This is a genomic window from Parasphingorhabdus flavimaris, from assembly GCF_013371215.1.
In the GTDB taxonomy this organism is placed as follows: Bacteria; Pseudomonadota; Alphaproteobacteria; order Sphingomonadales; family Sphingomonadaceae; genus Parasphingorhabdus; species Parasphingorhabdus flavimaris.
On record NZ_JABWMH010000003.1, the window covers coordinates 652,501 to 673,618 of the forward strand.

At 55.3% G+C, this 21,118-nt stretch carries 13 protein-coding genes, 3 tRNA genes and 2 rRNA genes; 8 read left to right on the forward strand and 10 right to left on the reverse strand.

What is annotated here, in order from left to right; genetic code table 11:
• Window positions 1-32 precede the first annotated feature (32 nt).
• The 8 genes from HUO14_RS12015 (at window position 33) to HUO14_RS12050 (ending at window position 6,369) form a co-directional block, all read left to right on the forward strand.
• Window positions 33-109 (forward strand) — tRNA-Ile (locus HUO14_RS12015).
• A gap of 20 nt (window positions 110-129) precedes the next feature.
• Window positions 130-205: transfer RNA gene (locus HUO14_RS12020), tRNA-Ala, on the forward strand.
• Between the two features lie 396 nt (window positions 206-601).
• A 23S ribosomal RNA gene (locus tag HUO14_RS12025) occupies window positions 602-3,404 on the forward strand.
• Between the two features lie 174 nt (window positions 3,405-3,578).
• Window positions 3,579-3,693, forward strand: a 5S ribosomal RNA gene (gene rrf / locus HUO14_RS12030).
• Between the two features lie 133 nt (window positions 3,694-3,826).
• Window positions 3,827-3,903, forward strand: a tRNA-Met gene (locus HUO14_RS12035).
• 234 nt (window positions 3,904-4,137) lie between these two features.
• On the forward strand, window positions 4,138-4,299 hold the full coding sequence (locus HUO14_RS12040) for a hypothetical protein (protein WP_176280045.1): 162 nt from the start codon (window positions 4,138-4,140) through the stop codon (window positions 4,297-4,299).
• Window positions 4,300-4,420: 121 nt separating this feature from the next.
• A complete protein-coding gene (locus HUO14_RS12045; RefSeq protein ID WP_176280046.1) occupies window positions 4,421-4,933 on the forward strand; it encodes a SixA phosphatase family protein in 513 nt (170 codons plus the stop codon).
• A gap of 194 nt (window positions 4,934-5,127) precedes the next feature.
• Window positions 5,128-6,369, forward strand: coding sequence for a Vgb family protein (locus HUO14_RS12050; RefSeq protein ID WP_176280047.1), 1,242 nt, complete (start codon window positions 5,128-5,130; stop codon window positions 6,367-6,369).
• Window positions 6,370-6,838: 469 nt separating this feature from the next.
• Here the strand turns inward: HUO14_RS12050 and cobA are convergent, their stop codons facing one another.
• The 10 genes from cobA to HUO14_RS12100 form a co-directional block, all read right to left on the reverse strand.
• Window positions 6,839-7,642 (reverse strand): uroporphyrinogen-III C-methyltransferase, encoded by an 804-nt coding sequence (gene cobA, locus HUO14_RS12055; RefSeq protein ID WP_176280048.1) that lies wholly within the window; start codon window positions 7,640-7,642, stop codon window positions 6,839-6,841.
• Window positions 7,639-10,233: a molybdopterin-dependent oxidoreductase gene (locus HUO14_RS12060; RefSeq protein ID WP_176280049.1), complete on the reverse strand. Its 2,595-nt coding sequence runs from the start codon at window positions 10,231-10,233 to the stop codon at window positions 7,639-7,641. Before HUO14_RS12060 ends, cobA begins: the two co-directional genes overlap by 4 nt.
• On the reverse strand, window positions 10,230-10,571 hold the full coding sequence (gene nirD / locus HUO14_RS12065; protein ID WP_176280215.1) for a nitrite reductase small subunit NirD: 342 nt from the start codon (window positions 10,569-10,571) through the stop codon (window positions 10,230-10,232). The genes HUO14_RS12060 and nirD overlap by 4 nt, the downstream gene beginning before the upstream one ends.
• Window positions 10,571-13,078 carry a nitrite reductase large subunit NirB gene (gene nirB, locus HUO14_RS12070; protein WP_176280050.1) on the reverse strand — a complete coding sequence of 836 codons (2,508 nt, stop codon included), beginning with the start codon at window positions 13,076-13,078 and terminating at the stop codon, window positions 10,571-10,573. Before nirB ends, nirD begins: the two co-directional genes overlap by 1 nt.
• 16 nt (window positions 13,079-13,094) lie before the next feature.
• Window positions 13,095-14,327 carry an alginate export family protein gene (locus HUO14_RS12075; RefSeq protein ID WP_176280051.1) on the reverse strand — a complete coding sequence of 411 codons (1,233 nt, stop codon included), beginning with the start codon at window positions 14,325-14,327 and terminating at the stop codon, window positions 13,095-13,097.
• Window positions 14,328-14,371: 44 nt separating this feature from the next.
• Window positions 14,372-16,099: an ABC transporter ATP-binding protein gene (locus HUO14_RS12080; protein WP_176280052.1), complete on the reverse strand. Its 1,728-nt coding sequence runs from the start codon at window positions 16,097-16,099 to the stop codon at window positions 14,372-14,374.
• Between the two features lie 10 nt (window positions 16,100-16,109).
• Window positions 16,110-17,177 (reverse strand): ABC transporter permease, encoded by a 1,068-nt coding sequence (locus tag HUO14_RS12085; protein WP_217907999.1) that lies wholly within the window; start codon window positions 17,175-17,177, stop codon window positions 16,110-16,112.
• Window positions 17,178-17,205: 28 nt separating this feature from the next.
• Window positions 17,206-18,618, reverse strand: coding sequence for a CmpA/NrtA family ABC transporter substrate-binding protein (locus HUO14_RS12090; RefSeq protein ID WP_176280053.1), 1,413 nt, complete (start codon window positions 18,616-18,618; stop codon window positions 17,206-17,208).
• Window positions 18,619-18,872: 254 nt separating this feature from the next.
• A complete protein-coding gene (locus tag HUO14_RS12095) occupies window positions 18,873-20,090 on the reverse strand; it encodes a CmpA/NrtA family ABC transporter substrate-binding protein (protein WP_418889440.1) in 1,218 nt (405 codons plus the stop codon).
• The gene (locus HUO14_RS12100) at window positions 20,087-20,668 is read right to left on the reverse strand and encodes an ANTAR domain-containing response regulator (protein ID WP_176280218.1); all 582 of its coding nucleotides are present in this window, start codon (window positions 20,666-20,668) and stop codon (window positions 20,087-20,089) included. The genes HUO14_RS12095 and HUO14_RS12100 overlap by 4 nt, the downstream gene beginning before the upstream one ends.
• Window positions 20,669-21,118: the final 450 nt, after the last annotated feature.

The following is a 21,118-nucleotide window of genomic DNA, read 5'->3' on the forward strand; positions in this document are numbered from 1 at the left end:
TTTGGTTTTTAAGAGCATCCGGTTTCAGAGATGGGCCGGTAGCTCAGTTGGTTAGAGCGCACCCCTGATAAGGGTGAGGTCGGAAGTTCGAATCTTCCTCGGCCCACCATTTCTAACTAGACAAGTTTAGGGGCCTTAGCTCAGCTGGGAGAGCACCTGCTTTGCAAGCAGGGGGTCATCGGTTCGATCCCGATAGGCTCCACCAGTTTTTCGGTTCAAGAGAACATGCGGGGCATGTTCTCCCGGAAAACTCCCGAGCGACAGCGAAGGGTTGTCGCTAGAACGCATTTCTCCAGAGATGAAGACAAAAGTTTCCTGCAGGTTACGATCTGCAGGCAAGCGAGGCTTCGGCCTCTATTTGACATTGTGAATGGGTTTTTTTAATCGATGCCGTGGCAATTTTGCGGTTTCGGTTCGGCGGTTTTCCGTCGGGTTGAAACACATAATTGGCACAAGTATTCAAATTATTTGAATTACTAAAAGGCTGAGTAATTAATTGTCCGCACTATACAGGCAAGGCCGAATTGGTCATCTGAAGCGCTTTTTTATGCAAGGAGCGTGGGAGGATTGGTCCAATCTTGTTGTTGGTGGTGTGGATTCTCAAGCGTGAGGTAAGAGCATTTGGTGGATGCCTTGGCACATACAGGCGATGAAGGACGTGGCACGCTGCGATAAGCGTTGGGGAGATGTGAGCAATCTTTGATCCAGCGATTTCCGAATGGGGGAACCCATCCTCACCATTTACTTTTGTTTTGAAGTCTTTCGAGATGACAAAATGAGAGTAAATGGGGAAGGATATTACCGAGTTGAATAAAATAGACTTGGTGAAGCGAACCCGGCGAACTGAAACATCTCAGTAACCGGAGGAAAAGACATCAACCGAGATTCCGTTAGTAGTGGCGAGCGAACGCGGACCAGGCCAGTGCCTGATTGTAAATTAGCAGAACATTCTGGAAAGTTTGACCATAGTGGGTGACAGTCCCGTATGCGAAAATGATCAATCAGGACTCGAGTAGGGCGGAACACGTGAAATTCTGTCTGAACATGGGGGGACCACCCTCCAAGCCTAAATACTCGTATGTGACCGATAGTGAACAAGTACCGTGAGGGAAAGGTGAAAAGCACCCCGATTAGGGGAGTGAAATAGTACCTGAAACCGAATGCTTACAAGCAGTGGGAGCCCCCTTGTGGGGTGACCGCGTACCTCTTGCATAATGGGTCAGTGACTTAATCTATCTAGCAAGCTTAAGCCGTTAGGTGTAGGCGCAGCGAAAGCGAGTCTGAATAGGGCGACTGAGTTAGATGGATTAGACCCGAAACCCGGCGATCTAGGCATGACCAGGTTGAAGGTGCGGTAACACGCACTGGAGGACCGAACCATTTAATGTTGAAAAATTATTGGATGAGTTGTGTTTAGGGGTGAAAGGCCAATCAAGCCGGGAAATAGCTGGTTCTCCGCGAAAACTATTGAGGTAGTGCCTCGGATGTTTTCCTATGGGGGTAGAGCACTGGATGGGCTAGGGGGTCGCGAGACCTACCAAACCTAACCAAACTCCGAATACCATAGAGACAAGTCCGGGAGACAGACGGCGGGTGCTAAGGTCCGTCGTCAAAAGGGAAACAGCCCTAACCTACAGCTAAGGTCCCCAAGTCATATCTAAGTGGGAAAGCATGTGGGAATCCCAAAACAACCAGGAGGTTGGCTTAGAAGCAGCCATCCTTTAAAGAAAGCGTAACAGCTCACTGGTCTAAATAAGGGTTCCTGCGGCGAAGATGTAACGGGGCTAAAGATATGCACCGAAGCTTAGGGTTCAGAATTTATTCTGAGCGGTAGCGGAGCGTTCCGTAAGCGGATGAAGCCGAAGGGTAACCGACGGTGGACGTATCGGAAGTGCGAATGCTGACATGAGTAGCGACAAACAGTGTGAGATGCACTGTCGCCGAAAGCCCAAGGGTTCCTGCTTAAAGCTAATCTGAGCAGGGTGAGTCGGCCCCTAAGACGAGCCCGAAGGGGGTAGTCGATGGGAACACGGTTAATATTCCGTGACCTGGTGGAATGTGACGGATCTCGTGTGTTGTCTGATCTTATTGGATTGATCAGGCTTCGAAGAGGTTCCAGGAAATAGCTCCACCATATAGACCGTACCCTAAACCGACACAGGTGGGCAGGTAGAGTATACCAAGGCGCTTGAGAGAAGTATCCTGAAGGAACTCGGCAAATTACCTCCGTAACTTCGGGAGAAGGAGGCCCTGTCAGAAGGCAACTTTTGGCAGGGGGCACAAGCTGGGGGGTAGCGACTGTTTAGCAAAAACACAGGACTCTGCTAAGTCGGCTTCAAGACGACGTATAGGGTCTGACGCCTGCCCGGTGCTCGAAGGTTAAGAGGAGGAGTGCAAGCTCTGAATTGAAGCCCGAGTAAACGGCGGCCGTAACTATAACGGTCCTAAGGTAGCGAAATTCCTTGTCGGGTAAGTTCCGACCTGCACGAATGGCGTAACGACTTCCCCACTGTCTCCAGGATATGCTCAGCGAAATTGAATTCTCCGTGAAGATGCGGAGTACCCGCGGTTAGACGGAAAGACCCCGTGCACCTTTACTGCAGCTTCAGAGTGGCATTAGGAAAGAATTGTGTAGAATAGGTGGGAGGCTTTGAAACTTGGGCGCCAGTCCGAGTGGAGCCATAATGTGAAATACCACCCTATTGTTTTCTGGTGTCTAACCTAGATCCGTTATCCGGATCAGGGACCCTCTGTGGCGGGTAGTTTGACTGGGGCGGTCGCCTCCTAAAGAGTAACGGAGGCGCGCGATGGTTGGCTCAGGACGGTTGGAAACCGTCTGTTAGAGTGCAATGGCATAAGCCAGCCTGACTGCGAGACTGACAAGTCGAGCAGAGACGAAAGTCGGTCATAGTGATCCGGTGGTCCCTCGTGGAAGGGCCATCGCTCAACGGATAAAAGGTACGCCGGGGATAACAGGCTGATGATTCCCAAGAGCTCATATCGACGGAATCGTTTGGCACCTCGATGTCGGCTCATCACATCCTGGGGCTGGAGCAGGTCCCAAGGGTTTGGCTGTTCGCCAATTAAAGTGGTACGTGAGCTGGGTTCAGAACGTCGCGAGACAGTTTGGTCCCTATCTGCCGTGGGCGTCGATAATTGAGAGGAGTTGACCCTAGTACGAGAGGACCGGGTTGAACATACCTCTGGTGTACCAGTCATGCCGCCAGGCGTGCAGCTGGGTAGCTATGTATGGACGGGATAACCGCTGAAAGCATCTAAGCGGGAAGCCTCCCTCGAGATAAGTTATCATAGAGTCGTGGAAGACCACCACGTTGATAGGCTGGGTGTGGAAGTGCGGTAACGCATGAAGCTAACCAGTCCTAATTACTCAATTCGCGCTTGTAGAATCCCGCCATCAACAACAATGTTGGAAACAGCATGTTGTCTGATTGAACGGACAATTAAGCTCGGCCCATGGTCAACATGCACGGATATTACCCCTCGGGATATATCCGGGCGTGATCTTGCCAACATCGATTAAAAGACCCGTGATTACAGCTTATGCGCCTGCTTCATTGCTTGGTGGCCATAGCGCCTGTGCCCCACCCGATCCCATCTCGAACTCGGCCGTGAAACCAGGTTGCGCCGATGGTACTTTGTCTCAAGGCATGGAAGAGTAGGACGTCGCCAGGCATTGCAGCAGGCGCATGGAGATGTAGTCACGAGGAAATAACCCATTCACCTTTTCAAAAGCGGCCTGTCCCCAAAAGGGCCGGCCGCTTTTTTATTTTCTGGATCTGCCAATATGGCCGTCCAGATATGTTGGCGCGGGATGGAGCAGTCCGGTAGCTCGTCAGGCTCATAACCTGAAGGTCGTAGGTTCAAATCCTACTCCCGCAACCAACATTCCCAATACATTCAAAACATTACAAGCCTCGCTGCTACCAGCGAGGCTTTTTTGCGTTCGGACTGTAAGCATATAGTAAGCAAGCTGGATGGGAAATACGGGTATTACAGAGTAATGCGAGGGGATTGTTGCTCTTCGGCTGCGAGGACCGAGATGCCCGCCGACCGTCGGTTCATTCTTGGAAGGCTGCAGTCATGTCAATTCTGCACTGAGAAGCCCATGCGCGGAAAATGAACGACGACGTGGCCAATGATCGCTACAGCAACCGCAAAACAGCGCGGTCCGGGCGCGAAGCCGACATTATGTTCGTCCTGTGCAAAAAACAGCTACTGTGCCGATTGCTGACTGACTGCTTCCGGGAAGGTTGTTGGCGTGAGCGGGCAATCGACTAGCAACGCAAGCTTGCGAATGACGACCCGGCAGGGTTGCGGAGGCTGCGTGTTCCGTGCAGATAAGTTCAGCCTGTTCAAATATGGACATGTGCGATTCAGCTCTGACTAAAGGGATGAGGCGATGAAATGCCGTTGGGGAATAGTGCTTCTTGCGTCTTTTGCGCTCGTGGCATGCGCAGCGCCGGCAACACTCGACCGTGAAGGGACCGGCTCTACCTCTCTGCATGAGAAGACGATCTTCGTCATAAGGCATTTGCAGAAAGAGCGAGGCGACGATCCTTCACTCACTAGCGAGGGTGCAGCAGCATCAGAGCGCCTTGCGAATATGCTGGCGGACAAAGGCATTTCTGCGATCTATGCTACTCCAACTCGCCGGGCGATGGAAACTGCCGCTCCGCTTAGCAAGAAGACCGGTGTCGCGATCTCAGAATATGACGCCAAAAACCCCGAAACTTTGGTCGCCTCCGTCGCAGAAAACGACGGAGCGGTGCTGGTTGTTGGCCACAGCAATACTGTTCCTGACCTGGTGGTCCGTTTCGGCGGGCGTTCGCAACCTCAAATGACCGATCAAGATTACGGGACGGTATTCCTCATCGATGCGGCGGGAGATGTCCACGAGTTCATACTCGATTGAACAACAACGCGGGTCACAAAACCCAACTGTAAGTTCGCTTATAGCCGGGTGCGCGATCTGACCCATGATCGTGGTGTGCAATGTCGGCGCTGGACAGATCGCTTGCCAATGTCCGGCACGCCTTGGCATCCCTGCTTCGACAATGTATGATATGGCTTTAGCCTGCCGCCACCGCACCGACCGAAAGCTTCGCCATGCCAAGCAAGACACTTCGCTCCGCTACTTTTCTCACCGCGCTATTGGTTCCTGCTTCCGCACTCGCCTTGCCGGAAGGCGAAGGGAGAGAGTTGGTGCAGGGTGTCTGCGGCTCCTGCCACGGCACAAGTGTTATCGAGAGGAGTTCTGGTTATTCACGCGAAGATTGGCGTTATCTGACGTCGACCATGCTTGATCTGTCTAACAATGAGGAAGGTCAGGACAAGATTCTTGATTACCTCGCCTCGACATTCCCGCCGAGCACGAACCGCGCTTCGACACAAGTCCGCGGACCACTGACCCTCCGGTTCGAAGAGTGGCAGGTTCCGACATTGGGCCAGCGTTCACGCGATCCGGTCGAGGCGCCCGACGGCAGCATCTGGTGGGTTGGTCAATGGCGCGATATCCTTGGCCGACTGAATCCCCAAACGGGCGAAATGGAAGAGTTTCGATTGCCCGCAGGTGCGAAACCTCATTCGGTGAGCATTGGCCCGAACGGAATGGCGTGGTACACCGGCAATCGCAACGCGACCATCGGTCGGTTTGACCCTGCGACCAAAACGATCACCGAATTTCCAATGCCGGACAAAACTGCGCGCGATCCGCACACGGCGGAGTTCGACGCAAACGGAACTCTCTGGTTCAGTCTTCAGGGCAGCAACATGATTGGCCGACTTGATCCGGAAACGGGAGAAGTTCGACTCGTCCGCAGCCCACGCCCAAATTCGCGTCCTTACGGCGTGAAAATCGCTGCGGATGGAATTATCTGGGTCGCCTGCAACGGCGCAAATTGCCTGTTGCGCATCGATCCGGATACGATGGAAGTCACCGAAATTACTCTGCCGGAAAAAGGCACCACGGTACGGCGACTCGATATCGATGCCGACGGAGATATCTGGTGGGTCAATTCAGGATTGGGGCGCCTGGGACGCTATCGCCCAGCAAAAGGCGAAATCACCGAATGGGCATCCCCAAGCGGACCTCGCTCGCATCCCTACGCAATAGCGATTTTTGATGGCGCAGTCTGGTACAACGAAAGTGGCGTGCGTCCGGACATGCTTGTTCGGTTCGACCCGGAAACCGAGACTTTTCAGAGCTGGCCCATCCCCTCGGGGCCGATCCACGCAGGTATTTTGCGCCACATGCGAACGACTCTGGACCGGCAAGCGTTGTTGATTCATCAAAGTGGAACAAACAATATCGCCCGGGTGACTGTCGTGCGTGATCAGGCCATCCCCTGACGTCGCGCTAATGGTACCTTTTCGCGAATGCCGAGAATCTGCTCAATGTCCGCCAGACCCGCTACGACCCGCTATTATTGCCGCGGCTTGACTCAAACGGGCAATGGACGGTTGATGCCTGGGCACCGCTCGACGGATTTACTTTGAAGGGGGACAATAGGCTTTGGTTTGGTGGAAAATGACGAATGCTATTGCGGTAGGAAGGGACAATCGCAGACTGATCGGCTCTGGCCTGATTGTTAACAGCTCGACGTTTTTCACCGAATGTCTGATTGTAAGATAGTCTGGATTATTTTAGTATAACTGAGATCGGGCGCATTTCGGACCGACCGCTTGTGGGCCGTTAGCGGAATGTCCGCATTTAATCTGCAATACCCATAAAGCGGGCGCTGTGGTTCGCGTTTCAGGAACTTCCGATTCCGCCGCAATTCCGGTCGTTTCAGGACCAAATTTGATCGCCGCGGAGCAGTCAATGACAGAACGGCGCTCGTTTCGGTGTTGGCCGTGTATATGAGAAACTCAAATCGCTTGCTGTTCGCCGCTGCCTTACCGCTTCGCCGATCAGCATCAGGGTGGGACCTGCTCCCAGGGCAGATTTCGCCGAAAGTGCCAACAGATCGAGGCGCGTACTGAATTGGTGTTCTTCGGGCAGGCTGGCATTTTCCATCAAAAGCACGGGGGTGTCTGCGGGCAATCCGGCGTCGATAAGCTGGCGTGAAATGGTGGCCGCTGCCGCTTTGCCCATATAAATTGCGAGCGTTGCCTTTGGATCTGCGAGCGCCTGCCAATCAAGATCGAGCTCTTCATCCGCTTTCGCGTGGGCAGTCACGAATATTAGTTTGCGGGCGAGCCCACGCAAGGTGAGCGATATGCCGGCGCTTGCAGCGGCAGCTGATGCCGCGGTTATGCCGGGGCAGATGTGGCAGGCAATGCCATGATTGGCCAGCGCATCCATCTCCTCTGCTGCACGGCCAAAAATTCCCACATCGCCGCCTTTGAGCCGTACCACTCGCTCCCCGGCCAAAGAGGCATCAACCAGCAAGTCATTGATGCTGCATTGGTCCTTGGAATGGCGGCCAGATCGCTTGCCGACGGGGACAAGCCTTGCAGAGCGCGGCGCAAGTTCGAGCACGCCCTTGCCAACAAGCGCATCGTAGAAAATGACGCTGGCAGCGCGGATCAGTTTCTCGGCCTTGCGGGTCAACAGGTCTGGATCTCCCGGACCTGCGCCGACTAACCAGATCGTTCCGGGCGGGATGACAGTATCGCTCATTCGGCGGCCTCCAATTTCGGTTCCAGTGTTTCCGCCAGCAATTTGGCAAGCGCGGGTCGGCAACTGCCGCAATTTGTTCCGGCGTTCAGGGCGGTTCCGACGTCTTCCAGACTGGTGAGCGATTGCTCGGCAATCGCGCCGACGATCTGCTTCACGCCAACGTTGAAACAGACACAGAGGATCGCGCCTTTGTCCGGCCCGGCAACTTTCGGGCGCGCTGCGAGCAGGGATGGAGCATCCGCCTGTTCGTCGCTGACCAATTGTGCCGCAATCCATTCGCGCGACGGAAGTTGACCGTTGCGCGTCACGAAAAGTGCTGCCGCCAGCCTGCCCCCGCTATCGCGCACGGCAATCCGCCGCATCCCGCGCTTCAGGTCTACTGCTTCCAGACGGTCGCCATCTGGCAACAGTCCGTCAACGTCAATATTGCCCTCGCTCGCCATTTCGGTGAGCCATCCACCCGCTATTCTTGCACTCGTCCAATATAGCAGGGCTGGCAAAGCCGGCCGGTTGCTGCTGACCAGGAAGGCCCGCCATTCCAATTCGACCGCTGCGATATTGCACGAACTGTTTTTATACGCAGGTTGTCCCGATACCGGGTCGACCGTTTGGTCGGGCAACCGGTTGGCACGGCCACCGCCGCTCATCTGATCGGTCCAGTGCATCGGGACGAACATCTCGCCTTTGCGTTGTGCGTCGGTGAGCTGCACCCGAAAAATGCTATTGCCCTGCGGCGTCATGATCCGCGCCAGAGTGCCATCTTCTATAGACCGGTCCTCGGCATCATCCGGGTGAATTTCAACCAGCGCTTCGCGGCGATGTTGTGACAGTCTTGGACTGAGACCGGTTCGGGTCATCGTGTGCCACTGATCGCGATAGCGGCCTGTGTTGAGACGCAGCGGTAATGCGCGATCAACCAGCTCTGAAGCAGGAGGAACAACGGCAACCAGCCTTGCCTTGCCGTCAGAAGAGGTGAATTTCCCCTCGGCAAAAGGAGATACGCCACCCCAGGCTTTCGGCACCCAATCGTCATATTCGCGATCGCTGGTGTCGGCCCACTCCGATATATCCAGTTTGCGCTGGCCATCATTGCGAAATCCGGTTTGCGCTGCATATTCACGGAAGACAGCAGCCGGCCCATCGAAGGAAAATGCGTCGTCAAATCCCATGCGACGAGCGACCTCCTGCACGATCCACCAATCGGCTTTCGCCTCTCCGGGCGGCGCAAATAGAGGGCGCTGACGACTGATGAGCCGTTCGCTGTTGGTGACGGTGCCGTCTTTTTCGCCCCAGGCAAGCGCTGGCAGTTTCACATCGGCATAAGCGGTCGTGTCGGTTTCGGTGATGACATCAGACACCACCACGAAATCGCAGCGGTTCAATGCCTCGCGGACATAATCAGCATCCGGCATCGAGACAGCTGGGTTGGTTGCCATCACCCAGATCGCCTTGATTTTTCCATCATGCACATCGCGAAACATGTCGACAGCCTTGCGGCCGGGTTGTCGTGCAATGGTCGGGCTGTTCCAATATAATTGTACGGCTTCGCATTCGGCGTCGGAAAAGCCCATATGCGCCGCCAGCATCGAAGAAAGCCCGCCAACCTCGCGCCCGCCCATGGCGTTGGGCTGGCCGGTGATCGAAAATGGCCCCATGCCGGGCTTGCCAATCCTGCCAGTAGCAAGGTGCAGATTAATAATGGCATTGCCCTTGTCGGTGCCACCGACGGATTGATTTGCGCCCTGGCTGAACAGAGTGACCATTTTGGGATGGGCGGCGACCAGATCGGCAAGCTTATCGAACAATCCCCGATCAATACCCGCCGCAGCCGGATCGTCCGTCAGCCTGTTCCAGAATCCGGCGGGCGTGTCGACATGATCGCGCAGATAGTCTTCGTCCAGCAATCCCCTTGTCATCATCTCGGCGAGCAAGGCGTTGAACAAGACCACGTCCCCGTCGAGCGCGATGGGTAAATGGAGATCGGCACATTCGGCTGTTTCGGTGCGGCGCGGATCAATAACCACCAGTTTCGTTCCGCGTTCGCTGCGGGCCTTTTCGATGCGCTGCCAGATCACCGGATGACACCAGGCGGTGTTCGACCCGACCAGCAGGATGAGATCGGCTGCTTCCAGATCATCATAGCTGCAGGGCACCACATCTTCGCCAAAGGCCCGCACATGGGCGGCAACCGCGCTGGCCATGCACAGGCGGCTGTTGGTGTCGATATTGGCGCTGCCGATAAAGCCTTTCATCAGCTTGTTGGCGACATAATAATCCTCGGTCAGCAATTGGCCGGAGACATAGAATGCAACGCTGTCCGGGCCATGTTCGCGCACCGTATCGGCAAGGCGCTTTGCCACCAGATCGAGCGCATTGGCCCATTCTACTCGCTCGCCGCCAATTTCCGGATAAAGCAGGCGCCCTTCCAGGCTCACTGTTTCCGCCAAGTGCGTGCCCTTGGAACATAGCCGTCCGAAATTTGCCGGATGCTCCTCGTCACCCTTGATAATGACCTCACGGTCTCCGGTGATTTCGGCTTTTATACCGCAACCGACGCCACAATAGGGGCAAGTGGTGCAAATTTTTGTCACGCTACCCCGGCCAAAGCGGCAACGCGTTCGATATAGATCCGGCCTGCATCAACCTTTACCGGAATGACGGGGACGCAGCCTTTATCTTCGCCCAATGCTTCGCCTGTCAGCAAGGAAATGCGCCAGTTATGTAGCGGACATGTAACGCTGGTGTCGTGCACCATGCCCTGGCTCAGCGGTCCGTCTTTGTGCGGACATTTGTTTGCCAAAGCATGTATGCTGCCGGTGGCGGTGCGGAATATCGCTATTTCCTGGCCACCTTGCACCGGCAGGGTCCGTGCTCCCAGGGCAGGCAGCTGCTCTACGGGTCCGATATCAATCCATTTTGCTTCAACCATCATGCAGGCTCCAGAATTGCAAAGGGCCGGATCTCGGCGATATGCTTGTGCAAGTGGCTTTCCGCACCGGCGACGCGCTCGGCCCAGGGATCTTTCTGATGCACCGACTGGGCAAACAGAAAACGTTCCTGCAGCGCCTTGCGTCCAGGCTCATCTTCAACAATACGGCCCTTGATATAGTCCATACCGACCCGTTCGACCCATGGCGCCGTACGATCCAGATAGCGGGCTTCCTCGCGATACAGCTGGACGAAAGCAGCAATATATTCGAGCGCAGCCTCTTCGGTTTCGGCCTTGCACAGGAAGTCGGTCCCGCGCAGATGGATGCCGCCATTGCCGCCAACGCTCAGCTCATAACCGCTGTCGACACAGATGATCCCGAGATCTTTGATCGATGCCTCTGCACAATTGCGCGGACAGCCCGACACGGCGATCTTGAATTTATGGGGCATCCAGCTGCCCCAGGTCATCTGTTCGGCCTTGATCCCCAGACCGGTCGAGTCCTGCGTACCAAAGCGGCACCATTCGCTACCGACGCAGGTTTTTACGGTGCGCAGCGCCTTGCCATAAGCATGGCCGGAAACCATGCCGGCGGCGTTCAGGTCGGCCCAGATCGAGGGCAGATCCTCTTTCTTGATACCGAATATATCAAGCCGCTGCCCGCCGGTGACCTTGACCAGCCGCGCTTCATATTTGTCAGCAGCATCGGCAATTGCCCGAAGTTCGTTGGGCGTGGTAATCCCGCCCCACATTCTGGGAACCACCGAGTAGGTGCCGTCTTTCTGGATATTGGCATGCATCCGCTCGTTGACGAACCGGCTTTGCGGGTCTTCCTCATGTTCGGTGGGCCAGGCACATAGAAGATAATAATTGAGCGCCGGACGACAGGAAGCGCAACCATCGGGCGTGGTCCAGTGCAGTTCCTGCATTACCTGCGGAATGGATTTCAGCTCTTTTTCAAGGATATTGCGCCGTACATCCTCGTGGGTGAAACTGGTGCACTGGCACATTGGTGTGACCGTCCGTGCGCCGCCATAATCTTCGCCGAGCGAGATGCTCAGCAAGCTTTCCACAAGGCCGGTACAGGAACCGCAACTGGCGGAGGCCTTGCAACCGGCCCGAACGCTATCGAGGTCATTGGCTCCACCATCGATGCACGCGACCACCTGTCCCTTGGTTACGCCGTTGCAGCCGCAGATTTCTGCGTCAAGGGACAATGCTGCAACGGCGCTATCAGGGTCCAGCGTGGCCCCTCCCGAAGCAAAAGCCTGGCCGAAAATAAGCGCTTCGCGGATATCGGATATGTCTTCCTGGCGTTTCAGAAGATCAAAATACCAGCTGCCGTCTGCCGTGTCTCCGTACAGCACGGCTCCGATCAAGCGGTCTCCCTTCACCACAACCCGCTTGTAAACCCCGCGGGACGCGTCGCGCATGACGATGTCTTCGGTGTCGTCGCCACCAGAGAAATCGCCAGCGGAGAACAGATTGATCCCGGACACTTTCAGCTTGGTCGCGGTGACCGAACCGACATATCCGGATGGATCGCTGGTCATGAAATCCGCAAGAGCCCGGCACATTTCCCACAGAGGTGCGACCAGCCCGTAACAGGCGCCACGATGCTGCACGCATTCTCCGACCGCCAATATCGCCGGATCGCTGGTGACCATATCGTCGTCCACGACGATGCCGCGCTCGACTTCCAGTTCAGCCGTTTTTGCAAGATTGACAGACGGCTTGATCCCGACGGCCATGACGACAAGGTCAGCGTCGATTTCGGTCCCGTCCTTCAGCTTTACGCCGGTGACATGGCTATCACCCATTATTTCGGCGGTATCGGCCTGGGTAATGATGGTTTGCCCGCGCCGTTCGAGTTCGCTTCTCAACAGGAAACCTGCCGCTTCATCCAGCTGCCGCTCCATCAGGGTCGGCATCAAATGCAAGACGGTGACCTTCATCCCGCGCAGGGAGAGACCGTGCGCCGCTTCCAATCCCAGCAGACCGCCGCCGATCACGACGGCATGACCGCCGGTCTCTGCTGCTGTCAGCATCTTGTCGACATCGTCGAGATCGCGAAATGTGATAACACCCGACAGCTTGTGTCCCGGTACCGGAATGATGAACGGATCGGACCCTGTGGCAATCAGCAGCCGATCATAAGGCGTCACCCGGCCCGAAGCACTGACCACCTCTCTGGCTTCGCGTTTGATCGCGATGACAGCATCGCCGCTAACCAATTCTATGCCGTTATCATCATACCAGCTTTGATCATTGATGATGATTTCTTCAAAGCTCTTGTCGCCGGCCAGCACCGGTGACAGCATGATCCGGTCGTAATTGACACGGGGCTCAGCTCCGAAAATGGTGATGGCGTAGCGGTCCGCATCGCGGGAAAGGATTTCTTCCACCGCGCGACAACCCGCCATGCCATTGCCTATAACAACGAGACGTTCGCGCTCATGAGGGGAAGCATGTTCCTGCTTATCATCTATTGTAACCGGTGCGTTCATTTACAAATTCCAGTTGTTAGAAACTATATCCCAGCCGCAGCCAGAATTTCTCGGTATCGACGGCATAACTGTCGGCGTTGTAGTTGGCGTATTTGAGACCGACGCTGATGACATTAATTTTGAAGTTGAGAGCCGCGTCAAATTCGGTGCCATAATCGATGCTGCCGATGTCGCTGCTGAAGTCGTGATAGGCCGCACTCGCTGTGATGCCGCCAAGCAGATCGAATTTCTTGGCTATGCTGACATATTTGTCTTCCAGACCCGCTGGCGGCGTGCTGAGAAAAACATCGGCCCAACCGTTGAACTTGTGCAGCGTGGCGAGGGGGGTCTGAAATCGATTTCCCAAACCATCGCTGCCCAGGCTCTCGTATCCCAGCGTCAAACCAAAGCCGGCAACGGCGGTGCCGATGGAACCGGCAACATAATCGACGGAATAATTGTTTGGGTTGGCTTTATAATCCTCTTGCACGGCATAGCTGCCTGCGAGATCCAGTGTGAAATCCTCGACTATCGGAAGCTTTGCGGTAGCCCGCAAACCGTATGTCGCGCTGGAACTGAGCGAAACCGGCTGGCCTGCGTCAAAATCGAGCAAATAGGCAAAGCCCTTCAAATTAAGCGGGCCAAGATTTGCGCCAGCGCCCAAAAATATAAAATTTCCGTCAAAGGCCTCCCGCGTTCCGGCATCCGCGCCAAATATGGTGCGCTGGGAAATCGCGTACGTGGCTTCTAATGTCAGTGGTTTCAGCGCTGTTACAGATCCGCTGACGGCGTCAAAAGTTTGTTCATTCTGCCGCCAGCCAACACTACCGACAAAACGCTGGTCATCAATGTTGAGCCGTTGACGCCCGACAGTGAGACTGCCCATATCTTTTTTGGAGAACTTCAGCTGGATGCGGTTCAGTTCGATATTTTCCGGGTCGGCAACGACCGAAAAAGCTTCGACGCCATTGCCTATATTGGTGTCGTTATAATCATTAATGATGCCCAGCGTCGCTTCAGTCTCGACCAGAAAGGAAAGCCCGAAATCGCTGGCCAATTCTATTCCGGCCCGTGTCCGCAATGTCAGGGAGTCCGCGTCGGTTGCCGGTTGGTCAACATGCTCATAAGCGAGACGCGCGTCGAAAATCGGGTCCAGTGTCAACCCTTCCGCTACGACCACCGGATCACCCGGTGCCGCAAAGGCAAAGGATGGTGTTGCTGCGATTGCAGCGGATAATGATAGATAGGCAACCAGTTTTATCTTTTTCATTTTACCCTCTGAAATTGTCATATTTTTGACCAACACCTTTTCGCTCAAGCTGCTTCTTGCTGCGTGCTTTTGTTCGGATTTCCATGTTCATATTCGGCGAGGAACTGCAGAACCTCCTGCCGGTAGGCATAGAATTTCGGATGTTCGAGCAGCGCCTTGCGGTCGCGCGGCCGTGGCAGATCGACATCAAGTATCTTGCCGATGGTGGCCTGCGGGCCATTGGTCATCATCACGACCCGGTCGGCAAGCAATATGGCCTCGTCCACGTCATGGGTGACCATGATGGCAGTGACTTTCGTGCGGTTCCAAACCTCGATCAAGACATCCTGGAGATCCCAGCGGGTGAGGCTGTCGAGCATGCCAAACGGCTCATCGAGCAGCAGCAATTTGGGTGACAAGGCGAAAGCGCGCGCAATGCCAACTCTCTGGCGCATGCCGTTCGACATGTCGGCGGCCATTTTGTCCATCGCATCGCCAAGGCCCACGCGGTCCAGATAATATTCGATAATGTCCTTGCGTTCCGATCGCGACGTATGCGGATAAACCCGTTCCACGCCAAGAGCGACATTCTGCCGGGCGGTCAGCCACGGCATCAATGAGGGGGCCTGGAAAACGACCGCCTTGTCGGGACCGGCGACGTCAATTTCGCGTCCGTCCAGAACAATCCCGCCATCGCTGATCTCGTTCAATCCGGCAGCCATTGTGAGCACGGTGGATTTGCCGCAACCAGAATGGCCGATCAGCGAAATAAATTCGCCCTTGTCCATCAGGATATTCACGTCCTCGACAACCGTCAGCGGGCCTTTGGGCGTTGGGTAGATTTTCTTGAGCTTGAAAAATTCGAGATAGCGCGTCGTGATCGGACTTTGGGCTGCATCGAGATAGGCCTGCGGCAAGGTTGTCTTTTTGCCTTCTTGCGCGCCTGAAAGGTCCAGGGGCGTGATATCCGGCAGATCCGCGGACTCTGAGGCAACCGCTTTTTGATCGCTGCTCAATATATCAAGGTAGCCAACGATCGTATTGCGCAGGGTTTTATAGGCCGCATCTTCATTCATCGCTTCGCGCTGCCGGGGGCGCTCGATATTGACATCGAATATCTTGCCGATGGTTGCCGAAGGGGCCGGAGTCAGGATGGCGACGCGGTCGGCGAGTAGCAGCGCTTCATCGACATCATTGGTGACCAGAACAATCGTGCGCTTTTCGTGCTTACGGATGCGCTCGATCTCGTCCTGCAATTTTGCCCGGGTCAAGGCATCGAGCGCTGACAAAGGCTCGTCCATCAGCAGGATTTCAGGCTCCATCGCAAGGGCACGCGCAACCGCGACGCGCTGCCGCATGCCTCCCGACAGCTGAGCTGGCTTGCGGTCCATTGCGTGATCCAAGCCAACCAGTTCGATCTTCTGCTTTACCAGTGCCGCGCGCTCTTCTTTCGATTTGTCCTGATGCACCGCATCGACCGCCAGAGCGACATTGGCTTCAACGCTCAGCCAAGGGAACAGCGAATAGCTCTGGAAGACCAGGCCGCGATCCTTTCCAGGCCCCTTGCACGGCTCGCCCTTGACCAGCACTTTGCCGCTATCGGCTTCGGCCAGTCCGGCAATGCAATTTATCAAGGTGGTTTTGCCAGCACCGGAAAAACCCAGAATGGCGATAAACTCTCCCTCGGCTACATCGAGGCTGATATTGTCGAGTACGTCTGTCCGGGTTCCCGATCCGTCAACAAAGGATTTGCTGACGTTTTTCAGGGATAATATGGGCGGGGCATTGGTCATATCTTTTCCCTCAAACCGTACGATTGCGACTGGCGAAATTTTGCAGAAGCATCATGATCCGGTCGAGCAAGAAGCCGATCAGGCCGATCACGATGACCGCGAACATTATCCGGGCGAGCGACTGGCTGGATCCATTCTGAAACTCGTCCCAGACGAACTTGCCGAGACCCGGATTTTGCGCGAGCATTTCGGCGGCGATCAGAACCATCCAGCCCACGCCAAGCGACAGGCGCATGCCGGTAAAAATATACGGGAGCGCCGAGGGCAGGACCAGACGAGTGAGTTTGGCAAACCAGCCAAGCCGAAGCACTTTGCCGACGTTCATCAAATCCTTGTCGATGGATGCCGCGCCGATGGCGGTATTGATCAGCGTCGACCAGAGCGAACAAAGCATCACGACGATCGCGGAAATTACAAAGCTTTTTGGTAAGGTCGGATCCGGATCGGTCATCGTCGCCGAAATCACCATGGTGACAATCGGAAGCCATGCCAGCGGACTGACCGGCTTCATGATCTGTACGATCGGGTTGATCGCGGCATTGAATGTTTTCGAAAGACCGCAGATCAGGCCGAGCGGGACGGCAATGATTGTCGCCAGAAAAAAGCCCAGAGCAACCGTCGCCAAAGATGTCCAGATCTGATCCAGAAAAGTTGGGGAACCGCTATATTCAAAATTCCGCGTTTCGCCACCACTGGCAATTGCCGCTTCATTGCGGGCATCCTGCGCCGCATAAAATTCTGCTTTCTGGTCTTGTGCGGCGGACCATTCGTCAAAAAGAGCAACCCCTTGGGCGGAGACTTCGACCGGCCCCGGAAGGCTGCCGAGCGACGTGTCCACCTGCGGTGCCAGCGCGGCCCATAAGGCGAGAAAAGCCAATATCCCTATAGTCGGAGCCGCAAGACCTTTCAGCCATCCGACAATTTTCTTTGAGTCGATCGGCGAGCTTTTTCCAGCCTTGGGGCTCGGTTTTGTGGATGTTACCGGATCGACCGAAACATCTGCAACGCCAGCCTTCCCTTTTGCCGGAGAAACCCCGCCATTATCGCTGTGAACCTTATCTACAATGACGGTCGCCATGTCTTTGTTTCCTTTATTCATCAGAAGCTTAATTGACGCCGGAAGCGGTCACTTTTTGACCTTTTTTCAATCCGATAGGGAATTTCGCCAGATAGGCATTGGGCGCTTTGCCGTCATAGACGATGCCGTCGATAAAGCCCGATTGCTGGTCCTTGAAACCGTCGGTTTCCGGGATACTATCTGCAGGGATCGCGCCTTCGTCTGCCAGTTTCCTTGCTGCCGCGAGATATAGGTCCGGCCGATAGACAGCCTTCGCTGTCTCGAAATACCATTGATCACTCTGGTCATCGGCAATCTGGCCCCAGCGCCGCATCTGCGTGAGATACCAGATCGCGTCGGAGTAGAAGGGATAGCCCGCATAGTCGTTGAAGAAGATGTTAAAGTCGGGCGCGGGCCGCGTGTCACCAGCCTGGAAGGTAAACTGACCGGTCATCGACGCGCCGATTACGGCTTCGTCCGCGCCCACATAATTGGATCGCGCCAGGATTTTCACCGCCTCTGCACGGTTCTTGCCACCATCAACATCCAGCCATTGCTGGGCCTTGATAATAGCGCGCAGCATGGCGGCTGTAGTGGCAGGATATTTCTCGGCGAAATCTTCACGCAGGCCGAGGACTTTTTCCGGGTTCTTTTTCCAGATCTCATCGTCGGTAATCACCGGAACACCGATTTTCTTTTGTACGGCGGCCTGGTTCCAGGGCTCGCCGACGCAATAGCCGTCAATCGTACCGGCTTCCATCGTGGCGGGCATCTGCGGCGGGGGCGTTACAGACAAAGCCGCCTGCGCACCAACCGTACCACCGACGTCGCCGGGCGTGTAATAGCCCGGTTCGATACCGCCAGCCGCCAGCCAGTAACGCAATTCATAATTATGCGTGGAAACCGGGAAAACCATTCCCATTTTAAACTGCTTACCCTGCTCCTTGTAGCTAGCGATAACCGGCTTCAGGACGGAAGCGCTGATCGGATGCACGGGTTTCCCGTCGGCATTTTTCTTCAAGTCCGGCTCAATCTGGTCCCAGACCCTGTTGGAAAGGGTGATCGCATTGCCATTGAGATCAAGCGAGAGCGGAGCGATGAGATCAGCCTTCGTGCCATAGCCAATCGTTGCCGCGAGTGGCTGGCCAGCCAGCATATGCGCGCCGTCAAGCTGTCCGCCAATCACGCCGTCCAGCAGCACTTTCCAGTTGGCCTGCGGTTCAAGAGTGACGTTCAATCCTTCTTCCGCGAAAAACCCCTTTTCCTTAGCTATAGCCAGCGGCGCCATATCGGTGAGCTTGATGAAACCCAGCTTCAGGGACGGCTTTTCAATCGCCCCGTCGACGGTTGAAGGCTTGACTGATTCGCCGCTGTTTGACGAGCTGTCGCCGCCGCTTCCGCAGGCCGACAAAGACACTGCACAGACAGCCATGAGAAGAAAATTGCGGCGGTTCGATTTCATTGCTCAATCCCTTTTTTATTGCCGGACAACGCAAGGGTGGAACGAAAAAAACACACAAAAAAACCGCCTCAAGCGACAGTCCTTCAGACTGGCTTGGGCGGCGACATTGCCTATTCGATTGTAGATCGTTCTACCATGCGTTTGCCCGTCATTGGACAAACCGGTAAATATACTGCCGAGGATTTTCCCGACCCGAATCAAATACCATCAGCAGATCTAAAAAGGCAAGTCAAAATATTGCGTTGCAGCAAAATCTAGAGTTTTGGCAATGAATCCAGGTAGTTTCCGACTTCCATCGGATCAAAAACACGACCGTCAAAAAACGGATTGGCCCCCAATGTCAACCGCCCCTGAGTCGAACCGACCGGCAAGCTACCGGTTACGCTGCCTTCCAGTTTGGCATTGGCACCAGGTATCGGGGTATCCAGTCCCTTTAACGCCGTACGATAGACATTGGGCCGGAAAACCTCCTCGGCGCGCAACTGATCCTCCGCATTATAGGTTAGATGATCCCAGCGCAGCATTTGCGAATAGAGCCATGCCGCCTGACTTTTCCACGGGAAATTCGCAGCCTCCCGATACTGGAACATGAAATCGGGTACATCAAGTGGCCGCGCACCCGCGGTCAGCATGATCCGGTCCGATATCGCCCGGTTTATCAGCTTCGCCGAGCCATCGAGATAATCCTTGCGGGCAAGTATCTCGGCATTGGTATCCCAATTTGCCGGATCAACAAAATGTCTGGCGGCAAAATGCAGCGCTCGAACCAGACGTTCAATCTTGTCCCGATCATCATCAAGCTTTTCGGCCGGCATGGCCAGCACCTTTTCAACGCCGCGCCGCCAGATTTGCGCCGTGACCAGAACGATACGACCTACGCCGCGCTCGACGGCGACACTGTTCCACGGCTCGCCGACACATATTCCGTCAACCTCGGCATTGGCCAGCGCATCGGCAGCGAACGGCGGCGCAATAGTCACAATATCAACGTCGGTATCAGGGGCGATCCCGCATTGGGCAAGCCAGTAACGCAGCTTGTAATTGTGACCGGAATAACGGTGCACGACACCAAATCGTATGCGATTTCCTGCCGCCGCACGTTTCGCAACTTCGCTCTTCAGCCTTTCGCCGACGGAGACCGGATCACCGAGCATACCGGCTGGCGCTACCTTGTCGGCCAGCGCGTGGGACATTGTAATTGCGTTACCGTTGAGGCTCAGGACGAACGGAACGGCCAGTGCCTTGGCCGGTCGGCCCCGTCCCAGCGTGGTAGCAATCGCAAGCGGCGCGAGCAAATGGGCGGCGTCGGTGTGGCCGTAGAGCAGCCGGTCCAGTACCGATGCCCAGCTGACGTCCCGAATGAAGTTTAAATGAAGCCCCTGTTCTTCGGCAAAGCCATGCTCCTGGGCCAGAATCGGTAAAGCCGCGTCCACCAGTGGCAGGAACCCGATATTCATTTGATCAATGCTCACAGGCCGCCCCCTAATAATTGTTCGGCCATGACGATTGCTTCGGCCACCTCAGCCATTCGTTTGTTGCTGTTCATGGCATGATCGCGCAGCAGTTTGTGGGCTTCCGGCTCGCTGATCTTCCGCTTCTGGATCAGTATTTTTTTGGCTTTATCGACAATCGTTCGGTCGGACAGCGCATCGCGTGCCTCCTTCAGTTCGGCTTGCAACCGCGAAAATGCCTGAAATCGCCTTACCGCCAAATCAAGGATCGGCTTCATGCGGCGTTGTGACAGGCCATCAACAATATAGGCCGAAACCCCGGCATCAATGGCCGCGGCAATCGTGTCGTCATCGGATTGCTCCACAAACATGGCGATTGGTCGCGAAACCGCACGGCTGACGGCAAAATACTCCTCAAGCATGTCGCGGGACGGATTGCCCAGGTCGATCAGGATAACATCGGGGTCTATCGTTTCAATCGCGCGCGCCATCCCCGAACGCTCCGAAATCACAAAAACATCGCGCTCACCCACTTCGGCAAGCCCGTCTTCAATTATGGCCGCGCGAACGGGGTTTTCATCGATTACAGCGATACGCAATTGCGACTCCGATTGCGGAAGTGACTTTAGCCAGTCTAACGCCTTTATGTTCGCAGGTGCAACATGAACGATCAAACTATCGTTAAGATACCAATCGAAGCGGCTCCTTTCCTCGTTGGTGCTAAAAACCGGACAGACCGATTCCGACTCATTTGTTGCCGTCTGAACTCGAGTAAATAGTGAGCTTGGAATGGCTGCTATCATGCACAATCTTCTACCGCGGTCATGACCGCAATTGGGCGCATTTCGGATCGACCGCAATTGGGCCGTTTGCGGACGGTCCGCTATTGGATGCTGGGCGGTGGAAAGCGGACCTTCGGCTAACGCCCCAGGAGCGGTCCTTCGCAGCAATCCAATCCTATGTCCGCTTCGCGCCGAAGTGTTGTCATTCCGAGGGCAGACGGTTGTTCATGTGAGCGGCCATTGCCTGAACTCGATCGGCGCGTTTCA

Bases quoted from the DNA above. Each gene is read 5' to 3' on its own strand.
- HUO14_RS12040 (WP_176280045.1), top strand. From the start codon at position 4,138: ATGAACGACGACGTGGCCAATGATCGCTACAGCAACCGCAAAACAGCG.
- HUO14_RS12050 (WP_176280047.1), top strand. From the start codon at position 5,128: ATGCCAAGCAAGACACTTCGCTCCGCTACTTTTCTCACCGCGCTATTG.
- HUO14_RS12090 (WP_176280053.1), bottom strand. From the start codon at position 18,618: ATGAAATCGAACCGCCGCAATTTTCTTCTCATGGCTGTCTGTGCAGTG.
- HUO14_RS12085 (WP_217907999.1), bottom strand. From the start codon at position 17,177: ATGGCGACCGTCATTGTAGATAAGGTTCACAGCGATAATGGCGGGGTT.
- HUO14_RS12080 (WP_176280052.1), bottom strand. From the start codon at position 16,099: ATGACCAATGCCCCGCCCATATTATCCCTGAAAAACGTCAGCAAATCC.
- cobA (WP_176280048.1), bottom strand. From the start codon at position 7,642: ATGAGCGATACTGTCATCCCGCCCGGAACGATCTGGTTAGTCGGCGCA.
- HUO14_RS12045 (WP_176280046.1), top strand. From the start codon at position 4,421: ATGAAATGCCGTTGGGGAATAGTGCTTCTTGCGTCTTTTGCGCTCGTG.
- nirB (WP_176280050.1), bottom strand. From the start codon at position 13,078: ATGAACGCACCGGTTACAATAGATGATAAGCAGGAACATGCTTCCCCT.
- HUO14_RS12075 (WP_176280051.1), bottom strand. From the start codon at position 14,327: ATGAAAAAGATAAAACTGGTTGCCTATCTATCATTATCCGCTGCAATC.
- nirD (WP_176280215.1), bottom strand. From the start codon at position 10,571: ATGGTTGAAGCAAAATGGATTGATATCGGACCCGTAGAGCAGCTGCCT.